The sequence below is a fragment of the Streptomyces sp. NPDC006365 genome (assembly GCF_042870755.1).
Classification (GTDB): domain Bacteria; phylum Actinomycetota; class Actinomycetes; order Streptomycetales; family Streptomycetaceae; genus Streptomyces; species Streptomyces xiangluensis.
On the sequence record NZ_JBIAHS010000002.1, the window covers coordinates 789,828 to 815,322 of the forward strand.

Sequence of the window (25,495 nt, forward strand, 5' to 3'; positions counted from 1 at the left end):
GATGGCCGTTCGCCGGCTGGCAGCCTGCCGGACGGCCGGTTGTCCGACGGCAGGTTGTCCGACGGCCGGTGTACGGCTGGCGCATCCTGGGCTGCTGCCTTGTCCGCAGCGCTACTGGCTTCGCTCATCGCGCACCCTCCGCCCGTCAGCCGCGCTGCCGCCGACGCGTCTGCCAGACCGCCGCCGCGCCGAGCACCGCCACGGCCCCGATGCCCGCGAGCAGGCCCAGCGACGGGCCCTGATCGGCGGAGTCGCCACCGGACTCGCTCTCGCCGGAGGTGCTCGTATCGCTGGTATCGCGAGCCGTGTCCGAAGGCGTCGCTGTCGGCTGCGTGGCCGAGACCTGTTCGCCGCACTCCGCGCGCGGGTAGCCCGCGATGGCGCACAGCAGGGCGTTCGTGTCGTAGCGCAGAGGCTTGGCGACCGCGGCGAGCGCGTCCGCCGTCGTCGCGTCCTCCGGGACGCGGGCGCAGGCCGTACGCGCACGGGGCGGCGTCTCGCCGGACGGCGCGTCCGCGTCCGTGCCGAAGTCGAGTACGAGGGCGACCCGTTTCGAGCCGTCCCGCGCGGGCGTCTTCGCGCAGATCGTCGCGAACTCCGCGGCTCCGCGTGGCTTCGCCGCGTCCCGGGAGTCCTCGCTCACCGAGAAGCGGAAGCCCTGGACGTCGCCGTCGGAGGGGCGGGCGGTCGACGGGCCCTGGGTCGCGTACACCCAGGCGCCGCCGTCGCGGTCCCAGAAGGACCAGTAGCGGTAACCGGCCGCGTGGGCCTGCCCCGTGGAGCCGAGGATGGTGAGTGCGGCGAACAGTGGGGCCAGGATCAGCAGGACCGTACGGCGGTGGAGGCGAATCACGGCTTCGGCTGCTTCTTGTTGCGGCTGCTGATCAGGAAACCGACGCCCATGCCGCCGACGAGGCCGACGCCGATGATCCACCAGACGCTGACGCCGCCGTCCTCGTCCTGCTCCTTCTCCTTGCTGGGGACGGCGGTGTCGGTAACGGTGCCGTTCCAGCCCTCCGGGCCGGTCGCGGCGAGCTGCGTCACCAGGTCCACGCCGCCGAAGTCGCGCGGGTTCGTGTCGGTCGCGTGCGCCGCGAAGATCAGCTGGGCGTACGCGGCCGGGCCGCTCTGCGCCGCCCAGGAACGGGAGTTCTTCTCCAGCCAGGCGAGCGGCTTCGCGGCGTCGGTGGTGCGGCCCGCGGCGGCGAGCGCGACAACGGCGTCGGCGGTGTTGCCGTGGTCCGGCTGGTCCTCGGCGCCGGCGAGGGCGGACTTCAGGTAGCCGTCCTTGGCGACCGCGCTCGCAAGATACGCCGAGCCGCCCCGCGCACCGTCCTCGGGCGTGAACTTGTCGCCACCGTCGGCACACGCGGAGTCCCCTGCCGCGGCCTTCCCGGATTCCGTCACGAACCCCTTGCCCAGACTTCCCAGCACGCCCGCCGCCGTCGCGTCCGCGTTCGCCGCGAGCTTCCCCTTCTTGTCCGGCTGGAAGGCGAACGCGCCCCCGCCGTCCTCGTCGCAGGGGACGGACAGCGCCCGCAGCGCCTGGTACGGGGACTCGCCGCCCTTGGACAGCACGTCCTGAGGCTTCTCGCCCGCGGCCACCAGCGCGCCGGTCACGACAGACGTCGAGTTGGTGTCGCTCGCGCCGCCCGCCGCGTAGCCCCAGCCACCATCCTTGTTCTGCACGGACTTCAGCCAGGCCACGGCCTTGTCCGCCGCCGCGCCGTGTCCGCCGAGCGCCTCCAGGGCCTGCACCGCGGCGGCCGTACTGTTCGTGTCGACCAGCGTCTTGGCGTCACACTTCGCGCTCGCGTTCGCGCGGTACGGCGCGAACGCCCCGCTCTCGCACTGCTGCCCGACCAGCCAGTCGACGGCCGTCTCCGCGGGCTTCACGCCCACGGTGTGCTGGGCGAGCAGCGCGAGCGACTGCCGCCAGACGCCGTCGTACGTCGGATCCGTACTGCCGAACAGCCCGGACGGCAGCGCCTTGGACGGCGACGGGGAGGGCGACTCGGCGGCAATGGCGACCGGCGCGCAGGCCGCACCGATCATGGCGGTGGCGGCCAGCACGGCGGCGCTACGGCGAACATTCATGATCGGCGGGTTCTCCCTACGGGGAGCCGGGCAGCCCAGAGCCCCGGGCGGCTCGGCTCCGTATGCCTCGACGGTGCCCGTCACCGGCGGTTCCCGGTGACGTCGAGCCGGTCACTTCCGTGCGGGGCATTCCGGCTCACCGCCCGCTGTCGAGACTGCGGACGACTCACGGTTGCGGGTCAGCGCCGGTTTTGCACCGGCTTCCCCCCGTACGGGTGTGATGGCGACCTGCTTACTGTACCGGCACGTAAGAAGACGCTGAGGCCCGGCTGCGGGCCGCCGGTAGGTTCGGCGCATGAGAAGCCGCTTACAGCTCGGCCCCCTGCTCGGCTCCGGCCGCACGGCGGATGTGTACGCGCTCGACGATCCGGAGGACGGGGCGTGGGTGCTACGCCGCTACCGCGAGGGCTACGGCGACGCGCCCGCCGAGGCGGCCGTCATCGAACACGTACGCGAGCACGGCTATCCGGTGCCGCGCGTACGGACGGCCGACGCGCGCACCGACTTGGTGATGGAGCGCCTGTCGGGCCCGACCATGCTCGAAGCGGTGGCGGCGGGCGAACTCACCGCCGGTGCGGCTGGAACGACCATCGCCCAGCTCCTGACCCACCTGCACACGATCCCGCCCCGCCTCTCGCCCAATCCCACGGCCCGCGTCCTGCACCTGGACCTGCACCCGGAAAACGTGATCGTGACCCCATCCGGCCCGATGGTGATCGACTGGGCCAACACCGAGGAGGGCCCACCCGGCCTCGACTGGGCCATGTCCGCCGTAATCCTGGCCCAGGTGGCCGTCGCCGACGACGACCCGCGAGCCCTCCTGGCCCGCACCATGCTGACGGCCCTACTCACCCCCTGCCCCGCCCCACCGCTCCTGCGAGCCCTGCCCCAGGCACTCCAACGCCGCGCGACCCAACCGACGATGAGCTCACACGAACTCGAACTGCTCACCGAGGCAGACAAGTCGATCCGTACGCTGCTGAGCTAGCCCCGCCCTCACACTGCTGCGTACGTCACCGGATCGCTCCCCGTAACCGCCTCCGCCCGCCCCAGCTTCACCAGCCGGCGCAGATGGGCCTCCGCCTCGGAGACCGCGATGTTTCTTGAGGCGTACGGGATCTGGTCCCAGGGGCGGTTCCACTCCATGCGTTCGGCGAGCTGCCAGGGGGTGAGGGGCGTGGTGAGGAGGGAGAGGAGGCCGGTCAGTCGGGACTCGTGGTGGGCCAGCAACTCCCGTACGCGGGACGGGGCGTCGGTGAAGGCGTGCTGGTGGGCGGGGAGGACCTCGGCGGGGGCCAGGCGGCCGATGCGTTCGAGTGAGTCGAGGTAGTCGCCGAGGGGGTCCATGACCGTGGCGTCGTCCGGGTCCTCGTACAGGCCGATGTGAGGGGTGATCTCCGGGAGGAGGTGGTCGCCGGAGAACAGGCGGCCCCTGCCGGGGAGTTGGGCCGGGTGATCCTCCTCCAGGTGGAGGCAGACGTGGCCCGGAGTGTGGCCGGGCGTCCAGATCGCGCGGAGGTGGCGGCCCGCCAGGTCGAGGAGTTCGCCGGGGACGATCTCGCGGTCGGGGAGGGCGGGGGACAGGCCCGGGAGGGTGCGAGGGTGGGCCGTGCGCAGGGGCGCCACGTGTTCCTCGGGTGCCCCGGCAGCCGTGAGCTTGTCCGTCATGTACGTGAACCAGCGCTCGGGCCGCGTCCCGCGCGTGCGCCGGACGATCGACGCGTCCGCCTCGTGCATCGCGACCCAGGCGCCGGAGGCCTCCCGTACCTGGCCGGACAGTCCGTGGTGGTCGGGGTGGTGGTGGGTGATGACGACCCCGTGGATCTCGGATGCCGAAGTGCCGCATTCCGCAAGGCCGTTGACCAGTGTCTCCCAGGACTCCGGGTCGTCCCAGCCCGTGTCGACCAGGACCGGGCCCCGGTCGGTGTCGAGGACGTACACCAGTGTGTAGCCGAGTGGGTTGTCAGGGATGGGGACCCTGATGGACCGTACGCCGCCGCCGTGGTCGGTCACTTGCGTCATGGATTCCCCGTTCTGGTTCTCAGCCCGGTCCTGTGCGGTCCGCTCCGGCCTCTTCGGCATGGCCATTGCTCACTATAACTAGAACTGGTATCAGTTCCTCGTGCGTATCTGAAGCAACGTCAGGAAGTCAGTGACTGAGATCGGCAACTGGGATCAGCAACTGGGATCGCCCGGCTCCGCAGGAGGCAGTAGCTCATGACCGAGCTCGTGGAACACGGAAAGCTGTTCATCGGCGGGGAGTTGACGGACCCCCTGGGCCAGGACGTCATCGAGGTGGTCTCGCCGCACACGGAGGAGGTCATCGGGAGGGTGCCGCACGCCTCGGCGGCCGATGTGGACCGGGCGGTCGCGGCGGCGCGTACGGCGTTCGACGAGGGCCCCTGGCCGCGTATGACGCTCGACGAGCGGATCGAGGTAGTCGGCCGGATCAAGGACGCGTTCGCCATACGGCACGAGGAGATCGCCCGCGTCATCTCCTCCGAGAACGGCACCCCGTACACCTCCTCCGTGATGGTGCAGGCGCTCGCCTCGATGATGGTGTGGGACGCGGCGATCACCACCGCCCGCGGCTTCACGTACGAGGAGCAGCGTGACGGTGTCCTCGGGAAGATCCTGGTGCGGCGCGAACCGGTCGGCGTGGTCGCGGCCGTCGTGCCGTGGAACGTGCCGCAGTTCACCGCCGCCGCCAAGCTCGCTCCCGCGCTGCTGGCCGGCTGCACCGCGGTCCTGAAGGTGTCGCCCGAAACCCCCCTGGACGCCTACCTGTTGGCGGAGATCGCCGCCGAGGCCGGGCTGCCGGAGGGCGTGCTGTCGATCCTGCCCGCCGACCGTGAGGTGAGTGAGTACCTGGTCGGGCATCCGGGGGTCGACAAGGTGTCCTTCACGGGCTCGGTCGGCGCCGGAAAACGCGTCATGGAGGTCTGCTCGCGCAACCTCACCCGCGTCACCCTCGAACTGGGCGGCAAGTCGGCCGCGGTGATCCTGCCGGACGCCGACGCGCAGACGGCGGTGGGCGGCATCGCCCCCTTCGCCTGGATGATCAACGGGCAGGCGTGCGTCGCCCAGACCCGCATCCTCGTGCCGCGCACCCGCTACGACGAGTTCGCCGAGGCCTTCGCCGCCGTCGCGGGCGCGTTGAAGATCGGTGATCCGCTCGATCCGGCCACCGAACTGGGCCCGCTGGTCGCCCGGCGCCAGCAGCAGCGCTCCCTCGACTACATCCGCATCGGCCAGGAGGAGGGCGCCAAGATCCTCACGGGCGGCGGGCGCCCGGCCGGCTTCGACAAGGGCTGGTACGTCGAGCCGACGCTCTTCGGCGACGTCGACAACTCCATGCGGATCGCCCGCGAAGAGATCTTCGGGCCGGTCATCTGCCTCATTCCGTACGGCGACGAGAGCGAGGCCGTGAAGATCGCGAACGACTCCGACTACGGGCTGAGCGGCAGCGTGTGGACCGCGGACGTCGAGCGCGGCATCGAGGTCGCGCGTCAGGTCCGTACGGGCACGTACTCGGTCAACACCTTCAGCCTCGACATGCTCGGCCCCTTCGGCGGTTACAAGAACTCCGGTCTGGGGCGGGAGTTCGGGCCCGAGGGGTACGGCGAGTACTTCGAGCACAAGATGATCCACCTGCCCAACGGCTATGAGGGTGGGGCCTAGAAGATGGGGGACCGCTGGCACATCGAGGTCGACCGCTCGGTCTGCATCGGCTCGGCCCAGTGCGTCAACCAGGCTCCCCATGCCTTCCACCTCGACTCCGCCCGCCAGTCCCACCCCCAGGACCCGGACACGGACGCCAACGAGAAGGTCCTGGAAGCGGCGGAGGGCTGCCCGGTGGAGGCGATCATGATCAGCCTGGTGGGGTCGGGGGAGCCGGTGTTTCCGCCGGAGGAGTGACGCAGGCTCTGAGTCACTCCTCGCCGCCCGCTCCGTCAGGCCGGTTCGCCACCCGGCTCCGTCACGTCGTTCTGCCGCCTGGCTCCGTCAGGTCGATCAGGCGGCACACCGTCTCGATGTCGATTTTGACCTGGGCGATGGAGGCGCGGCCCGAGAGCCAGGTGATGAGGGCCGAGTGCCAGGTGTGACCGATGACGCGGACCGCGGAGAGCTGGTCGGGGGTGGGGTCGTCCAGGCCCATGGCGTCCAGGATGATCATGGTGGTCTGGCGGGACACCTGATCCACCTCCGGGCTGACGCTGCGGTCCGCGAACGTCAGGGCGCGGACCATGGCGTCGGCGAGGTGCGGCTCGCGCTGGAGGGCGCGGAAGGCGCGCATCAGGGTCTCGGCGACGCGCTCTGCCGCCGTGTCGCCGGCCGGGGGCTTCTTGCGGAGGGTGCCGTGCATGTGGGCGAGTTGGTCCTGCATCGTGGCGACGAGCAGGTGGATCTTCGACGGGAAGTAGCGGTACAGCGTGCCGAGCGCGACCTGCGAGGACTCCGCGACCTCGCGCATCTGCACCGCGTCGAAGCCGCCCCGGCTGGCCAGTTGCGCGCTCGCGTGCAGGATGCGCCGTCGCCGCGCCTCCTGACGCTCGGTGAGCGGCGGCGAGTCCGGCTGGACCGTTCGCAGTGCCGCGTGCGCGCTCCGCGCGGCGGTGGCGGTGGCGGGCTTCTCGGCGTTCGTGGCCGAGCGCTCGGCACCCGCGACTTGGCGCCCGGCGTCCGCGGCCGAACGCTCGGCCTTCGTCGTCGGCTGCGCGGTCTTCGGCTGTGCCGTCTTCGCCGAAGGTTTGGCTTCCGCTGGCATGTGTCCCGTTCCGTGACGTTCGTGCAGAGGGTCGGTGGGGGCGGGGTGAGCGACAGCAGAGTAGGGCCTCGCCGTGGCGTGAATCACCCGATCCACCGCTCACAGGAGGGCTACCTGCCGGTAGATTCAGTGCTCCCTGAACGATCAAGTCTGAAACTTGTTCTAGATTACCGTCCCGAAGTAATCTCGCGGGAAACTGCTGGAAGAAGGGGGCCCGGAGTGACCGCTGAGGCCATGGAGGCGGGTCCCGAGGAGGGCTCGGCCGCCGACGGCGACCGACCGTTGCGCATCGCGCTCCTCACCTACAAAGGGAACCCGTTCTGCGGCGGCCAGGGCGTCTACGTACGGCACCTCTCGCGCGAACTCGCCCGCCTCGGCCACCGGATCGAGGTCATCGGCGCCCAGCCGTACCCCGTACTCGACTTGGACGTGCTCGACGCCGCTGAGGCACCGGGCGGGCTCTCCCTCACCGAGCTGCCCAGCCTCGACCTGTACCGCCCCTCGGACCCCTTTCGCACCCCGAAGCCCGGCGAGTTCCGTGACTGGATCGACGCCCTCGAGGTCGGCACGATGTGGACCGGCGGTTTCCCCGAGCCGCTGACCTTCTCCCTGCGCGCCCGGCGCCATCTCCGCGCCCGTCGCGGCGAGTTCGACGTCGTGCACGACAACCAGACCCTTGGCTACGGCCTGTTGGGCGGCATCGGAGCCCCCCTCGTCACGACGATCCATCACCCCATCACCGTGGACCGGAAGTTGGAGCTGGACGCGGCGAACGGCTGGCGGGAGCGCGCCTCCAAACGCCGCTGGTACGCCTTCACGCGCATGCAGAAGCGCGTCGCGCGACGCCTCCCGTCCGTCCTCACCGTCTCCGGCACATCCCGTCAGGAGATCGTCGACCACCTCGGCGTACGCGACGAACGCATCCACGTCGTGCACATCGGCGCCGACACCGACCTCTTCTCGCCGGATCCGTCCGTGCCGCAGACACCGGGACGCATCGTCACCACCTCCAGCGCGGACGTGCCGCTGAAGGGGCTCGTCTTCCTCCTCGAGGCGCTCGCCAAGGTGCGCACCGAGCACCCCGCCGCCCACCTTGTCGTCGTCGGCAAACGCGCCGAGGACGGACCGGTCGCCCAGGCCATCGAGCGATACGGGCTCGAAGGCGCCGTCGAGTTCGTGAAGGGGATCTCGGACGAGGAACTGGTCGACCTCGTACGGTCCGCCGAGGTCGCCTGCGTGCCCTCCCTGTACGAGGGCTTCTCGCTGCCCGCCGCCGAGGCGATGGCGACGGGGACGCCGCTCGTCGCCACCACCGGCGGGGCGATTCCCGAGGTGGCGGGAAGGGACGGTGAGACTTGCCTGGCTGTCCCGCCGGGTGATTCCGGGGCGCTGGCCGGCGCCCTGAGCAGGCTTCTCGGAGACCCCTCGCTGCGGGCGCGGCTCGGAACCGCCGGGCGTGCGCGGGTCCTTGAGCGGTTCACCTGGGCGCGGGCGGCCGAGGGGACGGTGGCGCGGTATCGCGAGGCGATCGCCGACGCCGGGGGAGCCCGTCGGCCCGCCGCCGTCAGCGCTGTTGAGGCCGAGGCTGTCGAACAAGCAGCCGCAGAAGTAGTCGTAACCGATCGCGAAAGCAGGGCCACGTGCTGACCGTCGACTTCTCCCGGTTCCCGCTCGCCCCGGGCGACCGCGTACTGGACCTCGGGTGCGGAGCCGGCCGGCACGCCTTCGAGTGCTACCGGCGCGGAGCGCAGGTCGTGGCGCTGGACCAGAACGCCGAGGAGATCCGCGAGGTCGCCACCTGGTTCGCCGCGATGAAGGAGGCGGGGGAGGCGCCGGAAGGCGCGAGCGCCGTCGCCATGGAGGGTGACGCGCTTCAACTCCCGTTCCCCGACGAGTCGTTCGACGTCGTGATCATCTCCGAGGTCATGGAGCACATACCCGATGACAAGGGCGTGCTCGCGGAGATGGTGCGCGTGCTGAAGCCGGGCGGGCGGATCGCCGTCACGGTCCCGCGTTTCGGGCCCGAGAAGGTGTGCTGGGCGCTGTCCGACGCGTATCACGAGGTCGAGGGCGGCCACATTCGCATCTACAAGGCCGATGAACTGCTCGGCCGGATGCAGGAGGCGGGACTGAAGCCGTACGGCACGCACCACGCCCACGCTCTGCACAGCCCGTACTGGTGGCTGAAGTGCGCGTTCGGCGTCGACAACGACAAGGCGCTGCCGGTGCGGGCGTACCACAAGCTTCTGGTCTGGGACATCATGAAGAAGCCGCTCGCCACGCGGGTCGCCGAGCAGGCGCTGAACCCGTTGATGGGCAAGTCCTTCGTGGCGTACGCGACCAAGCCGCATCTGCCGGTTGAGGCCGCTTCGACCGACGCCTCGGTGGACGCTTCGTGACGACGCCCCGTACAGAGCACCTCGTCCTGGCCGGGGTGCTCACCGCGGAGCAGGCCGCCGAGACGGTGCGGGCCATCCTCGCCGTGCAGCGGGCGGACGGCGCCATACCGTGGTTCCGCGGGCACCACCTCGACCCGTGGGACCACACCGAGGCCGCGATGGCGCTGGACGCGGCGGGCGAGCACGAGGCGGCAGAGCGGGCGTACGACTGGCTGGCGCGGCATCAGAACGAGGACGGATCCTGGTACGCGGCGTATGCCGACGGGGACGCCGCCGACGTCACCGACCGCGGCCGGGAGACCAACTTCTGCGCGTACGTCGCCGTCGGGGTCTGGCACCACTATCTGGCGACCGGCGACGACACCTTCCTGGACCGGATGTGGCCCACCGTCTACGCGGCCGTGGAGTTCGTGCTGCGGCTCCAGCTGGCGGGTGGGCAGATCGGCTGGCGGTGCGAGGACGACGGGACCGGGGCCGACGATGCGCTGCTGACCGGGAGTTCGTCCGTCCACCATGCCCTGCGCTGCGCGCTCGCGATCGCCGAGGAGCGGGAAGAGGCGCAGCCGGACTGGGAGTTGGCGGTGGGGGCACTGCGGCATGCGATACGGCGGCATCCGGAGCGGTTCCTCGACAAGAGCCGTTACTCCATGGACTGGTACTACCCCGTGCTGGGCGGGGCGCTCACCGGGGCCGAGGCGAAGGAACGCATCGAGCGGGACTGGGATCGCTTTGTGGTGCCGGGAGTCGGCGTACGGTGCGTCGTCCCCAACCCGTGGGTGACGGGCGGCGAGTCCGCCGAACTCGCCCTGGCGCTCTGGGTCGTGGGCGAGTCCGACCGCGCCCTGGAGATCCTCCAGTCCATCCAGCACCTGCGCGACCCGAAGACCGGCCTGTACTGGACGGGTTACGTCTTCGAGGACGAGGCGGTGTGGCCCGAGGAGTTGACGGCCTGGACGGCGGGCTCACTGCTGCTCGCCGTCGCCGCACTGGGCGGGGACGAGGCGACGTGTGCGGTGTTCAGCGGGGAGCGGTTGCCTTGGGGGCTGGACGCCGACTGCTGTGCGTAGCGCCTCAGTAGCGCCGCGTCCCAGGTGAGCGCACTCCCCGTGCGCCTCAGTGGTGGCGGTACATGCGGTTGGCGACCGTGTGCCCGACGAGCAGGTAGACGACTGCGGCGAGCCCGTAGCCCGCGACGACGCGTGCCCAGGCCTCGTCGAACGTGAACAGGTCGTGGGACCAGCCGGCGAGCCAGCGGGCCGCGTCCTGGATGAACTGCACGAAGTCGTTCGCCCGGTTCGCGTCGAACAAGTACATCAGGATCCACAGTCCGAGGATGAGGGCCATGATGTCGGCGACGATCGCGATAACCCTGCCTGCTTGGTTGGTGCGATATCGAGGGGACATGTCCTCCGAGTAGCCCTTGAATCCATGATGAAACGTCAGGGACCCCGTTACCCGTCAATCCGTCAACCCGTCACCTCACGCCGAGGTCTCGTTGAGCTCCGCCAGGACTTGGAGGGTGTGGCGGTCGGGTGACAGGACCAGCAGGTCCGTCACCGGGCCCTTCCTCCACAACTCCAGGCGTTCCGCGATCCGTTCACGGGGGCCGACCAGGGAGATCTCGTCGGCGAAGGCGTCGGGGACGGCCAGGACCGCCTCCTCCCGGCGGCCCTCCAGGAACAGGCGCTGGATCCGCCGCGCCTCCGCCTCGTATCCCATGCGCGCCATGAGGTCGGCGTGGAAGTTGCGCTTTGCGTGGCCCATGCCGCCGATGTAGAAGCCGAGCATCGTCTTTACGGGGAGGAGGCCTTCCGATATGTCGTCGCAGACCCTGGCCTGGGCCATGGGGGCGATCAGGAAGTCGTCTCGTACGTCCGTCAGCGACGTCTCGTACACGTCGGGGCGCCGGGGAGACCAGTACAACGGGAGCCAGCCGTCCGCGATCCGGGTCGTCTGCGCGATGTTCTTCGGGCCCTCCGCGCCCAGGAGGATGGGGAGTTCGGGGCGCAGGGGGTGGGTGATGGGCTTGAGGGGTTTGCCCAGACCTGTGGCGTCCGGGCCCTGGTACGGGTGGGTGTGGAAGCGGCCGTTCAGCTCAACCGGGGCCTCGCGCCGGAGGACTTGGCGTATGACATCGACGTACTCCCTCGTTGCCGTGAGCGGTGACTTCGGGAACGGGCGGCCGTACCAGCCCTCCACGACCTGCGGGCCCGAAAGGCCGAGGCCGAGCATCATGCGGCCGCCCGAGAGGTGGTCGAGGGTCAGCGCGTGCATGGCGGTCGTCGTGGGGGAGCGGGCGGCCATCTGCGCCACGGCCGTGCCCAGTTTGATACGGGACGTCTGCGCCGCGATCCACGTCAGCGGCGTGAAGACGTCGGAGCCCCACGACTCGGCGGTCCACACGGAGTCGTAGCCGAGGCGTTCGGCCTCCTGTGCCAGCGGGACGTGGTCCGCGTTGGGGCCGCGTCCCCAGTAGCCGAGTGCGAGACCGAGTCGCATGCCTGCCGCCTCCTGACGATCCGTCAGCCAAGACGGTGACTGTACGACAACGGCCCCCCGCTCGGAAGAGCGAGGGGCCGTGGGCCGTGAGCATGGGGCTTACGCCGTACGCCGTCCGCGGAAGCGGGGCGGGTCAGCCGCGCTGGATTCCGCTGGTGTCCTGCAGTACGCCTCGACGGCCGTCCTGCGTCTGGGCCACCAGACCGGGGCCGCGCTGCTCGACGGCCAAGTACCAGGTACCGGGCGCCAGTTCGGCGATCGGCGTCGGGGAGCCGTCCTCCCCGTACAGCGGACGCGGCACCGGCACCGCGAACCAGAACGGCGAGAACTCCGCGGCGGGCGGCGGCTGCTGAGCCTGCGGCGCCTGAGCCTGCGGCGCCTGGGCCTGCTGCGGCTGAGGCTGCTGCTGACCGGGCTGCGGGCCCTGTGCGCCGAACGGCTGACCCGGCTGCGGCTGACCGGGCTGGCCACCGAACGGCTGACCCGGCTGCTGCTGGGCGCCCGGGGCGCCCGGGTAGCCGTAACCACCCTGCGGCTGGGCGCCGTAGGGCTGGGGGGCGGCGGGTTTGGGCGCGGGGAGCAGGGCACCCTTCAGGGCCGGGACGAGCGGCGTGGCGATCGCGGCGGCGGCGAGGACGAGGGTGGCGACCAGGCTGAGGATCAGGCCCATGCCGGCGTCGGGGCCCGAGCCGCCGCCTCCGAAGTTGTCGGCGCCGCCCGCAGGGTCGAACACGTTCCCCAGAGCGCTCCAGGCGGAGAACACGGCGAGGGCGACGCCGAAGTGCCCGAGCTCGATACCGGCGATCTTGGGGGCCTGCGGCAGACCGCGGCCGAGCACGATGAGTGCCGCGGCGAAGATGCCCGCCAGGACCACGCCCATGAGGACCGGCCCGCTGCTCCAGGCACTCGGAATCTCGAGGCCCTCGGCGCCTTCGTCGGAATAGATGGCGAGGAACGACGCGATGAACAGCAACACCGCTGCTCCGATCACCACGCCGTCGCCTCGAGTGAGAGAGCGGATATTCACTTCAGGTCCTTCATCAGTCGTCGTCTCGTCTTCGGTGGAGGCGTCGCTGTCACCATGTCGCCTTGTTGCCGCGGTGTGAAGCGCGGGGCTGGCCCCTCATCGTAGGGACGACACTATCGTCCGCCAGAGAAGGGTGTGTGGCCGGATCCGTGCGCCGATCATTACCCGCGCAGGAAACTCACGATTCCCGCAGAGATTCCATGCGCCGCCTTCTGCCTCCACGCGCCGCTGGTCAGCAGCGTCGCGTCCTTGCTGTCGCGCATGTTGCCGCACTCGATGAACACCTTGGGAACCGTTGACAGATTGAGACCGCCGAGGTCCGTGCGTACGTCGAGTCCGGTGCCGTCGCCGATGTAGTTGGAGGGCGCGCTGCCGGTGGAGCTGACGAGGTTTCCGGCGATGCGTTCGCCGAGTTCGCGGGACGGGGCGACGATCGGGCGGGTGTCGGCTTCGCCCTCGTTCACGGCGCCCGGCAGGATCACGTGGAAGCCGCGGTTGCCGGGCCCTGAGCCGTCCGCGTGGAGGGAAATCACGGCGTCCGCCTTCGCCTTGTTGCCGATGCGGGCGCGTTCGTCGACGCACGGGCCCCAGGGGCGGTCGCCGTCCTGCGTGAACTTCACCGTCGCCCCCTGCTTTTCGAGCAGGGCGCGGAGGCGGTGCGAGACGTCGAGGGTGAAACGGGCTTCTGTGTAGCCGTCGTTGGTGGACGTGCCCGTGGTGTCGCACTCCTTGGAGTTCGTGCCGATGTCGACTTGGCGGTTGATCTCGGTGGTGTGCTGGAAGTTGCCGGGGTTGTGGCCTGGGTCGATTACGACGACTTTGCCCTTGAGGGGGGCGGAGGGGGCGGGGCGGGAGGTCGCGGACTCCGAGGGGGAGGACGACTTGGCGGGCTTCTTGGGGTCGTCTGTTCTGGGGGTGGGGGAGGAGAGTTTGTCCGAAGCGGGGGCGTCCGGTGTGGGTGTGTTCGGTGACTGCGCCACCGATCCGTTTGAGCCGCCTCCACTCGAGTCGCCCACTGTCTGCCATACCAGCCAACCCACCAGTGCCCCCGGTACGAGCGCGGCGACGGCCACGGTCAGGGGTCCTCGCCGGAAGCGGCGCGGCGGGCGTGGGGGATCGAAGTCCGGGCCTACGTACGACACGGCAGCCACCTTACGGGGCTGCCGCCGGGCGCCGTCAGATCCCCGTGCTCGTCCGCCGCAGGACACGCAGCGAGTCGGTGGCCGAGACCTCGGTGAACGCGCCGGAGTTCAGGGCGCGGAGGTACACGCGGTACGGGGCCTGTCCGGTGAACTCGTCCTCCGGGTCGGGGAAGACGTCGTGGATCAGGAGGAGGCCGCCCTCGGCGAGGTGCGGGGCCCAGCCTTCGTAGTCTGCGGTCGCGTGCTCGTCGGTGTGGCCGCCGTCGATGAAGACGAGGCCGAGGGGTGCCCGCCAGAAGGCCGCGATCTGGGGTGAGCGGCCGACCATCGCGACCACGTGGTCCTCCAGGCCGGCCTTGTGGAGGGTGCGGCGGAAGGTGGGGAGCGTGTCCATTCGGCCGAGCTCGGGGTCGATCGTCTCCGGGTCGTGGTAGTCCCAGCCGGGCTGCTGCTCCTCGCTGCCGCGGTGGTGGTCGACGGTGATCGCGGTGACACCGGTCTCGCGGGCGGCGTCGGCGAGGAGGATGGTGGAGCGGCCGCAGTACGTTCCCACTTCGAGGAGGGGCAGGCCCAGCGCTGCCGCTTCGGTTGCGGCGGCGTGCAGGGCGAGGCCCTCGCGGGTGGGCATGAAGCCCTTGGCCTGCTCGAAGGCGGCGAGGGTCTCGGGCTTGGGGGCCGCGGGCATGGATTCTCCTGGTTGTACGGGGCTGTGGGCGCCCATGGTGCCGTAAGCGGGTGTTCTGGGGTGCGGCTCCGCGGCGGGGCGTGCTCAGCCACAGATCACCCACACTGTCGTACGGCGCTACCCAGCGGAGCGTGCGGCATGGGCGTGCTCAGCCACAACCGTTCCGCGGCTTTCGAACCGCTCCACCCGCGGAGCGCGCCCCTTGCTCTGGCGAGGCAGCAGCAGTGCGAACAGCAGTCCCACCGCCACAGCCCCGGCTGCGATCAAGAACGACACCCTGAAGCCGTGCATCGTGGGAACCGCGACCCCGTTCGCCTGGTTCGCCGTGTTCGCCAGCACCATTCCGATCACGGCACTCGACACCGACGTGCCGATCGAGCGCATCAACGTGTTGAGCCCGTTCGCCGCCCCCGTCTCGGACGGGTCGACGGCGCCGATGATCAGTGCGGGCAGCGAGGAGTATGCGAGGCCGATGCCCGCGCCCAGGACCACCGCGATGACCACCGTCTGCCAGGCCGCACTCATCAGGCCGAGGCCGGCGCCGTATCCGACCGCGATGATCAGCATGCCGATCATGAGCGTGGTCCTCGGGCCGTACCTGGTGGACAGGCGCCCGTACACCGGAGCCGTGAACATCATCGTCAGGCCGAGCGGTGCCACGCACAGGCCCGCTACGACCATCGACTGGCCGAGGCCGTAGCCGGTGGCCGTCGGCAGCTGGAGCAGTTGGGGCAGGACCAGGGATACGGCGTAGAAGGCGACGCCGACCATGATCGAGGCGAGGTTGGTGAAGAGCACGGGGCGGCGGGCTGTGGTGCGCAGGTCCACGAGTGGAGCCTGGACGCGGAGTTCCATCACGCCCCATAGGAAGAGGACGATCGCCGCCGCTGCGAACAGTCCGAGCGTCGTGCCCGAGGCCCAGCCCCAGTCGCTGCCCTTCGTGATCGGCAGGAGGAAGAGGACCAGGCCCGCGGAGAGGCCGAGTGCGCCCAGTACGTCGAAGGTGCCCTTGGCGCGCAGGGGGGACTCGGGTACGAAGACGAGGGTGAGCACGATCGAGACCACACCGAGGGCCGCCGAGCCGAAGAACAGCGCGTGCCAGTCGGTGTTCTGCGCGACCAGAGCTGCGAGCGGCAGCGCCAGTCCGCCGCCGACGCCGATCGAGGAGCTCATCAGGGCCATCGCCGAGCCGAGCTTCTCGCGCGGCAGCGCGTCGCGCAGCAGGCCGATGCCCAGGGGGATGGCGCCCATCGCGAAGCCCTGGAGGGCGCGGCCGGTGATCATCACGAGCAGTTCGCTGGTGGAAGCGGCGATCAGTGAACCCACCACCATCACGGCCAGACTCGTGAGCAGCATCCGCCGCTTGCCGTAGAGGTCACCGAGGCGGCCCATGATCGGTGTGGCCACGGCACCGGCGAGCAGGGTTGAGGTCATGACCCAGGTGGCGTTGCCGGGGGAGGTGTTCAGCAGCTCCGGCAGGTCCTTGATGACCGGCACGAGCAGGGTCTGCATCACCGCGACAACGATGCCCGCGAAGGCCAGTACCGGGACGAGTCCGGCGCCGGTGCCGGAATCCACGATCGGCCTTCGCGGGGGGTCTTGGTCCGTCGTTGTCTGGGGCTTGGGCATCGGGAGGGGCCTCCGGGGACGTGCTTGCGGTACGTGCACGGTGAACCCCGTGCGCCAAGGCAACTATTCCATTGCTTCGGGTCCCTAACGAATTCTTGACCATCTGATCCGGCGTCAGCATCCAGGCAGTTTCTGACCTTCCATCAGATTGGAACGTGTTCTAGTCTTTCGCCGACCTTGGGGAGGCGAGACCTGTATGGGCATCGGGATCACGCGTGAACAGCGGGAGTTGGCGGAAGCCGTGCGTGGGTGGATCGCGCGGGCGGTGCCGCCCGAGGAGGTGCGCAAACTCCTCGATTCGCCCGGTGAGGGCAGACCCGCGTACTGGGACGGGCTCGCCGCGCAGGGGCTGCTCGGTGTGCATCTGCCCGAGGCGTACGGCGGTGGTGGCGGCGATCTCCTCGACCTGGCCGTCGTGGTGGAGGAGGCCGCGCGGGCCGCGCTGCCGGGGCCGTACGTCCCGTCTCTGATCGCCTCGCTCGTGCTCGTCCGTGCGGGGGCGGACGAGGCAGGGGAGGGCCGGTTGGTGCGGGCGCTGGCGTCGGGGGAGCGGGTGGGGGCCGTGGCTTTCGCGGCGGGGTCGATGACCGTTGCCCCGGGTGAGGAGGGCGGGTACCTCCTCGACGGGACCGCCCCGCCGGTGCTGTCCGGGGCCGACGCCGACCTGCTGATCCTGGCCGCCTCGGATGGGGTGGGCGGGGTGGTGTGGTTGGCCGTCGATGCCGCCGACCTGGTCGTACGGGCGCACGAGAGCGCCGACCCTACGCGCGCGACCGCCGAGGTCCGGGCGGACGGGGTGCGCGTACCCGCCGAGCGCGTGCTCCCCGTCGAGGCCGTCGACTCCGCGCTGGTGCGAGACCTGGCCGCCGTCGTTCTCGCCGCGGACGCCTGCGGTACCGCCGCCTGGGCGTTGCACACCGCCTCCGAATACGCCAAGGTCCGTGAGCAGTTCGGGCAGCCCATCGGGCGTTTCCAGGGTGTGAAGCATCTGTGCGCCGACATGCTGGTACGGGTCGAACGGGCCCGGGCGCTCACCTGGGACGCGGCGCGGGCGCTTCAAGAGCCGGACGGTGTACGAGAGTTGGTCTCGGCCCTCGCCGCCGCCGATGCCCTGGACGCCGCGTACTCCTGCGCCAAGGACTGCATTCAGGTTCTCGGCGGGATCGGGTTCACCTGGGAGCACGATGCCCATCTGTTTCTGCGGCGGGCGGTGGTGGCGCGGCAGCTGTTCGGCACCGGCGACGTACACCGGCTGCGCGCCGTGCGGCTCGCGGAGAGTGGTGTGCGGAGGGAGCTGCGGCTGGATCTGCCGGAGGGGGCGGGGGCCCATCGTGCTCAGGCCCGTGAGGTCGTCGAGCGTGTGCGTGGTCTTGAACCGTCTGCCGTACGGCGGGAGTTGGCGCCCACCGGATACGCCGCCCCGCATCTGCCCGCCCCGTACGGACTCGGCGCCGGGCCCGTCCAACAGCTTGCCGTTCAGCAGGAGTTGGCCGCTGCGGGCGTACGGCTGAGCGATCTGGGGATCGCCACCTGGGTCGTGCCGTCGCTCATCGCGTACGGGACGAGGGAGCAGCAGGAGCGGTATCTGCTGCCGACGCTCAGCGGGGACGTGCTCTGGTGCCAGCTGTTCTCGGAACCCGGCGCCGGGTCCGACCTCGCCTCGCTACGGACGCGGGCCGAGCGGACCGCCGACGGGTCCTGGCGGGTCAACGGGCAGAAGGTGTGGACGAGTTCGGCCCGCTGGGCGGACTACGGGATCCTGCTCGCCCGTACGAATCCGGAGGCGCCCAAGCACAAGGGGCTCACGTACTTCGTCGTCGACATGAAGAACACGGAGGGTATCGATGTCCGTCCGTTGAAGGAGATCACCGGGGAGTCACTGTTCAACGAGGTCTACTTCGACGATGTGGTGCTGCCTGCGGACGCGGTGGTCGGGTCCGTCGACGACGGGTGGAAGGTCGCCCGCAATACGCTTGGTAACGAACGCGTCCATATGGCCGATCAGTTGACCTTCGGCACCGGTATCGAGGCGCTCCTTGCCAGAGACCTGGACGATGCCGTACGGGTCCGGCTGGGCGCCCTCATCGCCGAGGCGCACGCACTGGCCTGCATCGGGCTCCGTACGACCATGCAACAGGTATCGGGCCTGGAACCGGGCGCCGGAGCCTCCATACGCAAACTCGTCCAGACCCTGCACCAGCAGAAGATCGCCGAACTCGCCCTCGAACTCCTCGGCCCGCAGGGCGCGTTGTGCGAGGGAGCGGGGAAGCGGGCCGTACACAGCTTCCTCCTCTCCCGCTGCCTGACCATCGCCGGCGGCACGACACAGGTACAGCTGAACGTGGTCGCCGAGCGGATCCTCGGGCTGCCGAGGGACTGAGGCGCGCCCGACAGGCCCCGTAAGGGCGCGGGGCTGTGTCCATCTGTGGCTCCGCCGCGTGGGTGCGACCAGCCCCCACCGGCCCGCCGGTTACTCACTCACCGTTCCCGTCGAGCCCTCACCGGTCCCGTGCTGCTGCGTACAACGAGCCGCGTAGGCACCAGCGTCGTGCCGTGTTCCGTCTCGTCATGGCGCATCTGCCGCAGCACGCCCTCCACGCAGAGCCGTCCCACCTCGGCGAAGTCCTGGTGGACCGTGGTCAAGGGAGGCAGGAAGGAGCCGGCCTCGGCGATGTCGTCGAAGCCGATGACGCTGACGTCGTCCGGTACTTTCCGGCCCTGTTCGTGCAGGGCGCGCAGCAGGCCGAGTGCCATCTGGTCGTTGGCGGCGAAGATCGCTGTGCAGTCCTTCTGGCGGGCGAGTTCGAGACCGGCCAGGTAGCCGGACTCGGCCGACCAGTCGCCCCGTACGAGAGGTGGTGTGGGGCGTCCGGCCTCGGTGAGTTCGGTGCGCCAGGCCTGGGCGCGGCGCTCTGCCGCGTAGGACTCCTCGGGGCCCGCCAGGTGCCAGACCGTGTGGTGGCCGAGGTCCAGGAGGTGGCGTACGGCGGTGCGGCTGCCGCCGGCCTGGTCGGTGTCGACCACGGTGTAGCGGTCTCCGGCGTCCGAGTCGGCCACGACGATGCGGACGTGCGGTGGCAGGGAGAGGGTCACCGCGTCGAGGAGGTGCACCTCCAGGATGACGATGACGGCGTCAACGGCCAGTTCCCCGAGGCGGGAGAAGGCGCCGCGGACCTCGTTCTGGGTGGGGACGGCGACGGGCAGGAGTGTGACGGCGTAGCCCTCGTGGGCCGCGGAGGTGGCGATCGCCTCCAGGGTGCGCACGTTGCCCGTGGTCGCCAGGCCGAAGGTGATGACCCCAATGGTGCGGAACTCGCCGCGTTTGAGGGCCCGTGCGGCGCTGTTGGGGCGGTATCCCAGCTCTTCCATGGCCGCGAGCACCTGTCGGCGGGTCTCCTCGGTCACGCCTTCATAACCATTGGAAACCCGGGAGACCGTCTGTGAGGAGACGCCGGCCAGCCGGGCGACATCCGCCATGGACGCGCTCTGGGTGGGGCGACCTGCCCTTGTCCTGGTACGCACTCGTGCTCTCGGCACGGACGCGTTGTCCGCAGTGTCCACCCGTCTCCCTTGTCGCTCGGGCGCAGTTTCCGCTGCCGACCCTTGACCGTCGTGATCGGGGCAGTGTAGACATTCCGCCATCAGATGTTTACGTAAACATAACAGCCCATGGCCGCTCGCAAAGCGGAATGTTTGCGCAAACATCTTCGGCGGCGCACAACGCCGGTTCCGGGATGGATGAACGAGGAACGACATGACGACGCTACAACCGCCGGTGGCCGCGGACCGGCCTCCAGGCCCCCGGCCCTCGGCGAAACGCAGCCGCCGCTCCTGGACGGGCTGGGGGTTCATCGGCCCCTTCGTGGCGGTCTTCGCCCTCGTCTTCCTGGCGCCGATCGCGTACTCGATCTATCTCAGCCTGTTCCGTGACCAGTTGATCGGCGGCAACCAGTTCGTCGGCCTGGACAACTACACCCAGGCCCTCGAGGACGACCGGTTCTGGGACTCCCTCATCCGGGTCTCCCTCTTCCTCCTCGTCCAGGTGCCGATCATGCTGGGCATCGCCCTGCTCATCGCACTCGCCCTGGACAGCGGGCGGCTGTACGGCAAGGACTTCTTCCGGATCGCGATCTTCCTGCCGTACGCGGTGCCCGCAGTGGTCGCCACTCTTATGTGGGGCTTCATGTACGGCACCCGCTACGGCCTGGTCGGCGACATCAACGACGCCTTCGGTGTCACCCTGCCCGACCCGCTCTCGACCGATCTGGTCCTGGCGTCGATCGGCAACATCGTCACCTGGGAGTTCGTCGGCTACAACATGCTGATCTTCTACTCCGCGTTGCGGGTCATCCCGCACTCGCTCTACGAGGCCGCGGAGATCGACGGCGCCGGACAGTTCCGCGTCATCACCGCGATCAAGCTCCCCGCCATCCGCGGTGCCCTCGTCATCGCGACGATCTTCTCGATCATCGGCAGCTTCCAGCTCTTCAACGAGCCGAACATCCTGCGGCAGCTGGCGCGCAACGCCATCACGACGGACTACACGCCGAACTTCTACACGTACTCGCTGTCCTTCAACGGCCAGCAGCAGAACTACTCCGCGGCGGTCGCCATCATCATGGGGCTGATCACCATGGTGATCGCCTACATCGTGCAGCTTCGCGGCATGCGCAAGGGAGCGTGACCCGATGAGCACCCCTCTCACCGCCGCCGCCAAGTCTCCGACCGCTCCGGCCGCAGGCTCCGGCAAGGGCACACCCCGGCTGCGTACACCCGGAAAGAAGCACACCCCCGGGCGCCCCAAGCGCAGTGTGCTGCTGACCGTGCTCACCGGCCTGATGCTGCTCTACACCGTGGTGCCGCTGATCTGGCTGGTCATCAGCGCCACCAAGACCCAGGAGGGGCTGGCCGACTCGTCCGGGCTGTGGTTCGCAGACGACTTCGCCCTGTGGTCCAACATCAGCGACACGTTCACGTACAACGACGGCATCTTCACCCGCTGGCTGCTGAACACGCTGCTGTACGTCGTCCTCGGCGCCGGCGGGGCCACCTTCCTGGCGATCCTGGGCGGCTACGCGCTGGCGAAGTTCGACTTCCCCGGCAAGCGCGGCGTCTTCGCCACGGTCATCGGTGCCGTCGCCGTCCCGGGCACCGCACTCGCCGTGCCGACCTTCCTGATGTTCAGCAAGATGGGGCTGACCGACACCCCGTGGGCGGTGATCCTGCCCTCGCTCGTCTCGCCCTTCGGCCTGTACCTGATGTGGGTCTTCGCCACCGAGGCCATCCCCGCCGAACTGCTGGAGGCGGCCCGTGTGGACGGAGCTAGTGAGGCGCGCACCTTCTTCCAGGTCGCCCTGCCGCTGCTCGCCCCCGGCATCGTGACGGTCCTGCTGTTCACCACGGTCGCCACATGGAACAACTACTTCCTGCCGTTGATCATGCTCAAGGATCCGGACTGGTACCCGCTGACCCTGGGGCTGAGCGCCTGGAACTCCCAGGCCGAGACGATCGGCGGTGATGTGATCTTCAACTTGGTGATCACCGGTTCGCTGCTCACCATCGTGCCGCTGATCGCCGCGTTCCTGCTGCTGCAGAAGTACTGGCAGTCCGGGCTCGCCGCCGGAAGCGTCAAGGAGTGACCGTCCCCGAAGGCCCCACGCCCCCACACAACGTCAAAACCCTCGCCCTGTCCCACCCACGAAGAAGTGGAAGCACCTCCATGCGCAGAACCACAAGCCGCCTGATGCGCGGCATCGCAGTCCTCTCCGTCCTCGCCCTGGGGGCGACCGCCTGCGGCGGCTCCGAAGACAGCGCCGGCTCGGAGCCGGTGTCCGCCGACGACATCCAGGCGGCTCTGGAGAAGGGCGGCACGATCAAGGTCTGGGCCTGGGAGCCCACGCTGAAGACGGTCGCCGCCGACTTCCAGAAGAAGTACCCGAAGGTCAAGGTGGAGCTCGTCGGCGAGCGGTCCGGTGACAAGCACTACACCGCCCTGACGAACGCCATCTCCGCCGAGAAGGGCGTCCCCGACGTCGCGCAGGTCGAGTACTTCGCGCTGAGCCAGTACGCCCTCACCAAGGGCCTCGCCGACCTGGCGCCCTTCGGCGCCGACAAGCTCAAGGACAAGTACACCCCCGGCCCGTGGAACGCCGTGAGCGAGGGCGAGGCCGTCTACGGCCTGCCGATGGACTCCGGTCCCATGGCCATGTTCTACAACAAGACGATCTTCGACAAGCACAAGATCGCGGTGCCCACCACCTGGGACGAGTACGTGGACGCGGCCCGCAAGCTGCAGAAGGCCGACCCCAAGGTCTTCATCGCCAACGACGCGGGCGACGCGGGCTTCACCACCAGCATGCTGTGGCAGGCCGGCTCCCGCCCCTACAAGGTCGACGGCACCAACGTGAAGGTCGACTTCTCCGACGCGGGCGCCAAGAAGTACACCGACACCTGGCAGCCGCTCATCGACGAGAAGCTCCTCGCACCCATCACCGGCTGGACCGACGACTGGTACAAGGGCCTGGGCGACGGCACCATCGCCACCCTGACCACCGGCGCCTGGATGCCCGCCAACTTCGTCACCGGCGTGCCGCAGGCGGCCGGCGACTGGCGCGCGGCGCCGATGCCGGCCTGGACCAAGGGCGACAAGGCCAGCGCGGAGAACGGCGGCAGCTCCCTCGCCCTGCCCGAGCTGGGCGAGAACGAGGAACTCGCGTACGCCTTCGTCGAGTACGCGAACTCCGGTGCCGGTGTGCAGAGCCGGATCAAGGAGGGCGCCTTCCCGGCGACCAAGGCGGAGCTCGAGTCCCAGGAGTTCCAGAACACCGAGTTCGAGTACTTGGGCGGGCAGAAGGCCAACGAGATATTCGCCGAGTCCGCGGCCAACGTGTCCGACGACTGGTCGTACCTGCCCTTCCAGCAGTACGCGAACTCGATCTTCAACGACACCGTCGGCAAGGCCTACGTCTCGAACACCAAGCTCTCCGAGGGTCTGAAGTCCTGGCAGGACGCCTCCGTCAAGTACGGCAAGGAACAGGGCTTCACCGTCGAGTAGTCGAGCGAGCAGCCGAGGTACGCCCCACGCCGCCCGCGCGACACACCGGAAGGACCACCATGATCTCCACCCTCCTGTCCCAGCTGCACGGGCCGGACGGTGACCCCACCCCACGCCTCGTGTACGGCGCCGACTACAACCCCGAGCAGTGGCCGCGCGAGGTGTGGGAGGAAGACGTAAGGCTGATGCGTGAGGCCGGCGTCAACCTGGTCTCCGTGGGGATCTTCTCCTGGGCCCGCATCCAGCCGGCCCGGAACGAGTGGGACTTCGGGTGGCTCGACGAGATCATGGGCCTGTTGCACGCGGGCGGCATCGGGGTCGACCTCGCCACCGCCACCGCGTCCCCGCCACCCTGGCTCACCACGGCGCACCCGGAGATCCTTCCGGTGACCGTCTCCGGTGAGACGGTGTGGCCGGGGGCGCGGCAGCACTGGCGGCCCACCTCGCCGGTGTTCCGGAAGTACGCGCTCCGCCTGGTGCGGAAGATGGCCGAGCGGTACGCCGGTCATCCCGCCCTGGTGGCCTGGCACATCTCCAACGAGCTGGGCTGCCACAACATCTACGACTACTCCGACGACGCGGCCGGCGCCTTCCGCGACTGGCTGCGTGCCCGCTATACGACGCTGGAGGCGCTCAACCACGCCTGGGGCACGGCCTTCTGGTCCCAGCGCTACAGCGAATGGGAGCAGATCCTGCCGCCCCGGCTGGCCGCCTCCCACCCGAACCCCACACAGCAGCTGGACTTCAAGCGGTTCTCCTCCGACGCGCTCAAGGAGTATCTGCGCGCCGAACGGGACGTACTGCGGGAGATCACGCCCGACGTGCCCATCACCACCAACTTCATGGTGATGGGCGGCACCAAGGGCATGAACTACGCCGACTGGGCCCCCGAGATCGACTTCGTCTCCAACGACCACTACGTCCACCCCGGCCCCCAGGACCGCGACGAGCTGTCCTTCTCCGCCAACCTGACCGGCGGCATCGCGGGCGGACAGCCCTGGTTCCTGATGGAGCACTCCACGAGCGCCGTCAACTGGCAGCCCGTCAACGTGGCCAAACGGCCCGGAGAGCTGGCCCGTGACTCGCTGCTGCACGTCGCGCACGGCGCCGACGCCGTGTGCTACTTCCAGTGGCGGCAGTCGGCGGCCGGTGCCGAGAAGTACCACTCGGCGATGGTGCCGCACGCCGGCGAGGACAGCGACCTCTTCCGCGCGGTGGTGGCCCTCGGCGACACCCTCAAGACCCTGGCCCCGGTCGCGGGCAGCGAGCGCGAGCCCGCCCCCGTGGGCATCGTCTTCGACTGGGAGTCCTGGTGGGCGAGTGAGCAGGACTCCCACCCCACCTCTCTGCTCGACTACCGCCAGGAAGCGCTCGACTGGTACTCCGCGCTCCTCGCCCTCGGCATCCGCGCCGACCTCGTCACCACCCGCACCGACCTCGACCGCTACCGCGTCCTGATCACGCCCGTCCTCCACGTCGTCCCCGCCGAACTCGCCAAGGCGCTCACGCGGTACGTCGAGAGCGGCGGCCACCTGGTCACCACGTACTTCTCCGGAGTCGTCGACGAGAACGACCACATCTGGCTCGGCGGCTACCCGGGCGCCCTGCGCGAGCTGCTCGGCATCCGCATCGAGGAGTTCGGACCGCTGCTCGACGGGGAGACCGTAGAGCTGGACGGCGCTGGTACGGGCTCGCTGTGGACCGACCGGATCACCGTCACCGACCCGGAGGCGGAGGTCCTGGCCCGCTACCGCACCGGTGCGTACGCCGGCCTCCCCGCCGTCACCCGCCGTGCCACCGGACGGGGTTCGGCCGCGTACGTCTCGACCCGGCTCGGACCGGGCGGGCTGGCCGGACTGCTCCCCGGGCTGCTCGCCCCGGCGGGCGTCGAGAGTGAACTGCCCGCCGGAGCAAGCGGGTTGGTCGAACTCGCCGTACGCCGTGACGCCGGCAGCCGCTACCTGTTCCTGGTCAACCGCACCGACGAGACGGTGCCCCTGCCCGGAATCGCCGGAGAACTCCTGGTGGGCCGGGCGGACGACGGCAACGCACTCGTCCTGCCGCCCCGGGACGTCGCCGTACTCCGTCAGCCCACCACCTGATCTCCACCCCGACCTCCTCGGACAGCACCGCACCCGTTCGAGGGCCATCCCTCCTGCCCGACGGGCGGGAGGACGAGCACAGCGACCACCACC

22 protein-coding genes and 1 riboswitch are annotated in these 25,495 nt (G+C 69.8%); of the genes, 11 read left to right on the forward strand and 11 right to left on the reverse strand.

Going from position 1 to position 25,495, the window contains the following annotated elements:
* Positions 1 to 145: 145 nt before the first annotated feature.
* Positions 146 to 853 (reverse strand): SCO2322 family protein, encoded by a 708-nt coding sequence (locus ACFYO0_RS08625; protein ID WP_388672589.1) that lies wholly within the window; start codon positions 851 to 853, stop codon positions 146 to 148.
* Entirely contained in the window at positions 850 to 2,097 is a 1,248-nt protein-coding gene (locus ACFYO0_RS08630; protein ID WP_388672591.1) for a prenyltransferase/squalene oxidase repeat-containing protein, read from the reverse strand. The genes ACFYO0_RS08625 and ACFYO0_RS08630 overlap by 4 nt, the downstream gene beginning before the upstream one ends.
* Positions 2,098 to 2,221: 124 nt before the next feature.
* Positions 2,222 to 2,304: riboswitch (cobalamin riboswitch) on the reverse strand.
* An 88-nt stretch (positions 2,305 to 2,392) separates the two neighbouring features.
* Between ACFYO0_RS08630 and ACFYO0_RS08635 the strand changes: the two genes are divergently transcribed.
* Positions 2,393 to 3,085: a phosphotransferase gene (locus ACFYO0_RS08635; protein WP_388672593.1), complete on the forward strand. Its 693-nt coding sequence runs from the start codon at positions 2,393 to 2,395 to the stop codon at positions 3,083 to 3,085.
* A gap of 8 nt (positions 3,086 to 3,093) precedes the next feature.
* Here the strand turns inward: ACFYO0_RS08635 and ACFYO0_RS08640 are convergent, their stop codons facing one another.
* A complete protein-coding gene (locus ACFYO0_RS08640; protein WP_388672595.1) occupies positions 3,094 to 4,119 on the reverse strand; it encodes an MBL fold metallo-hydrolase in 1,026 nt (341 codons plus the stop codon).
* Positions 4,120 to 4,314: 195 nt separating this feature from the next.
* Between ACFYO0_RS08640 and ACFYO0_RS08645 the strand changes: the two genes are divergently transcribed.
* Complete coding sequence (locus tag ACFYO0_RS08645; protein ID WP_388672597.1) at positions 4,315 to 5,778, forward strand: aldehyde dehydrogenase; 1,464 nt, start codon at positions 4,315 to 4,317, stop codon at positions 5,776 to 5,778.
* Positions 5,779 to 5,781: 3 nt separating this feature from the next.
* Complete coding sequence (locus tag ACFYO0_RS08650) at positions 5,782 to 6,015, forward strand: ferredoxin (protein ID WP_388672599.1); 234 nt, start codon at positions 5,782 to 5,784, stop codon at positions 6,013 to 6,015.
* Between the two features lie 61 nt (positions 6,016 to 6,076).
* Here ACFYO0_RS08650 and ACFYO0_RS08655 read toward each other — a convergent pair whose 3' ends face one another.
* Positions 6,077 to 6,688: a TetR family transcriptional regulator gene (locus ACFYO0_RS08655; protein ID WP_388672782.1), complete on the reverse strand. Its 612-nt coding sequence runs from the start codon at positions 6,686 to 6,688 to the stop codon at positions 6,077 to 6,079.
* A gap of 396 nt (positions 6,689 to 7,084) precedes the next feature.
* On the opposite strand from ACFYO0_RS08655, the gene ACFYO0_RS08660 reads away from it, so the two are divergent.
* From ACFYO0_RS08660 to ACFYO0_RS08670, 3 genes are read left to right on the forward strand one after another with little or no spacing between them, the layout of a single operon-like run.
* Positions 7,085 to 8,512 carry a glycosyltransferase family 4 protein gene (locus tag ACFYO0_RS08660; RefSeq protein ID WP_388672601.1) on the forward strand — a complete coding sequence of 476 codons (1,428 nt, stop codon included), beginning with the start codon at positions 7,085 to 7,087 and terminating at the stop codon, positions 8,510 to 8,512.
* Positions 8,506 to 9,264 carry a methyltransferase domain-containing protein gene (locus tag ACFYO0_RS08665; RefSeq protein WP_388672603.1) on the forward strand — a complete coding sequence of 253 codons (759 nt, stop codon included), beginning with the start codon at positions 8,506 to 8,508 and terminating at the stop codon, positions 9,262 to 9,264. Before ACFYO0_RS08660 ends, ACFYO0_RS08665 begins: the two co-directional genes overlap by 7 nt.
* The gene (locus ACFYO0_RS08670; RefSeq protein ID WP_388672605.1) at positions 9,261 to 10,331 is read left to right on the forward strand and encodes a prenyltransferase; all 1,071 of its coding nucleotides are present in this window, start codon (positions 9,261 to 9,263) and stop codon (positions 10,329 to 10,331) included. Before ACFYO0_RS08665 ends, ACFYO0_RS08670 begins: the two co-directional genes overlap by 4 nt.
* A 46-nt stretch (positions 10,332 to 10,377) precedes the next feature.
* Here ACFYO0_RS08670 and ACFYO0_RS08675 read toward each other — a convergent pair whose 3' ends face one another.
* The 6 genes from ACFYO0_RS08675 to ACFYO0_RS08700 all read right to left on the reverse strand — a co-directional run bounded on the left by ACFYO0_RS08675 (position 10,378) and on the right by ACFYO0_RS08700 (position 16,246).
* Positions 10,378 to 10,668, reverse strand: coding sequence for a hypothetical protein (locus ACFYO0_RS08675; protein ID WP_388672607.1), 291 nt, complete (start codon positions 10,666 to 10,668; stop codon positions 10,378 to 10,380).
* Positions 10,669 to 10,743: 75 nt separating this feature from the next.
* Positions 10,744 to 11,763: an LLM class F420-dependent oxidoreductase gene (locus ACFYO0_RS08680; RefSeq protein ID WP_388672609.1), complete on the reverse strand. Its 1,020-nt coding sequence runs from the start codon at positions 11,761 to 11,763 to the stop codon at positions 10,744 to 10,746.
* A 133-nt stretch (positions 11,764 to 11,896) separates the two neighbouring features.
* Positions 11,897 to 12,790, reverse strand: a complete 894-nt coding sequence (locus ACFYO0_RS08685) for a hypothetical protein (protein WP_388672611.1) — start codon at positions 12,788 to 12,790, stop codon at positions 11,897 to 11,899.
* 161 nt (positions 12,791 to 12,951) lie between these two features.
* Complete coding sequence (locus ACFYO0_RS08690) at positions 12,952 to 13,932, reverse strand: N-acetylmuramoyl-L-alanine amidase (RefSeq protein WP_388672613.1); 981 nt, start codon at positions 13,930 to 13,932, stop codon at positions 12,952 to 12,954.
* Between the two features lie 34 nt (positions 13,933 to 13,966).
* A complete protein-coding gene (locus ACFYO0_RS08695; protein WP_388672615.1) occupies positions 13,967 to 14,617 on the reverse strand; it encodes a class I SAM-dependent methyltransferase in 651 nt (216 codons plus the stop codon).
* Between the two features lie 117 nt (positions 14,618 to 14,734).
* Complete coding sequence (locus ACFYO0_RS08700; protein WP_388672617.1) at positions 14,735 to 16,246, reverse strand: MFS transporter; 1,512 nt, start codon at positions 16,244 to 16,246, stop codon at positions 14,735 to 14,737.
* Between the two features lie 196 nt (positions 16,247 to 16,442).
* Between ACFYO0_RS08700 and ACFYO0_RS08705 the strand changes: the two genes are divergently transcribed.
* The gene (locus ACFYO0_RS08705; RefSeq protein ID WP_388672619.1) at positions 16,443 to 18,626 is read left to right on the forward strand and encodes an acyl-CoA dehydrogenase; all 2,184 of its coding nucleotides are present in this window, start codon (positions 16,443 to 16,445) and stop codon (positions 18,624 to 18,626) included.
* 98 nt (positions 18,627 to 18,724) lie between these two features.
* Here the strand turns inward: ACFYO0_RS08705 and ACFYO0_RS08710 are convergent, their stop codons facing one another.
* Positions 18,725 to 19,723 carry a LacI family DNA-binding transcriptional regulator gene (locus tag ACFYO0_RS08710; RefSeq protein ID WP_388672621.1) on the reverse strand — a complete coding sequence of 333 codons (999 nt, stop codon included), beginning with the start codon at positions 19,721 to 19,723 and terminating at the stop codon, positions 18,725 to 18,727.
* A gap of 277 nt (positions 19,724 to 20,000) precedes the next feature.
* On the opposite strand from ACFYO0_RS08710, the gene ACFYO0_RS08715 reads away from it, so the two are divergent.
* The 4 genes from ACFYO0_RS08715 to ACFYO0_RS08730 all read left to right on the forward strand — a co-directional run bounded on the left by ACFYO0_RS08715 (position 20,001) and on the right by ACFYO0_RS08730 (position 25,402).
* The gene (locus ACFYO0_RS08715; protein WP_388672623.1) at positions 20,001 to 20,930 is read left to right on the forward strand and encodes a carbohydrate ABC transporter permease; all 930 of its coding nucleotides are present in this window, start codon (positions 20,001 to 20,003) and stop codon (positions 20,928 to 20,930) included.
* Between the two features lie 4 nt (positions 20,931 to 20,934).
* Positions 20,935 to 21,885, forward strand: a complete 951-nt coding sequence (locus ACFYO0_RS08720; protein ID WP_388672625.1) for a carbohydrate ABC transporter permease — start codon at positions 20,935 to 20,937, stop codon at positions 21,883 to 21,885.
* A gap of 80 nt (positions 21,886 to 21,965) precedes the next feature.
* Complete coding sequence (locus ACFYO0_RS08725) at positions 21,966 to 23,300, forward strand: ABC transporter substrate-binding protein (protein WP_388672627.1); 1,335 nt, start codon at positions 21,966 to 21,968, stop codon at positions 23,298 to 23,300.
* A gap of 59 nt (positions 23,301 to 23,359) precedes the next feature.
* Positions 23,360 to 25,402, forward strand: a complete 2,043-nt coding sequence (locus ACFYO0_RS08730; protein ID WP_388672629.1) for a beta-galactosidase — start codon at positions 23,360 to 23,362, stop codon at positions 25,400 to 25,402.
* Positions 25,403 to 25,495 lie beyond the last annotated feature (93 nt).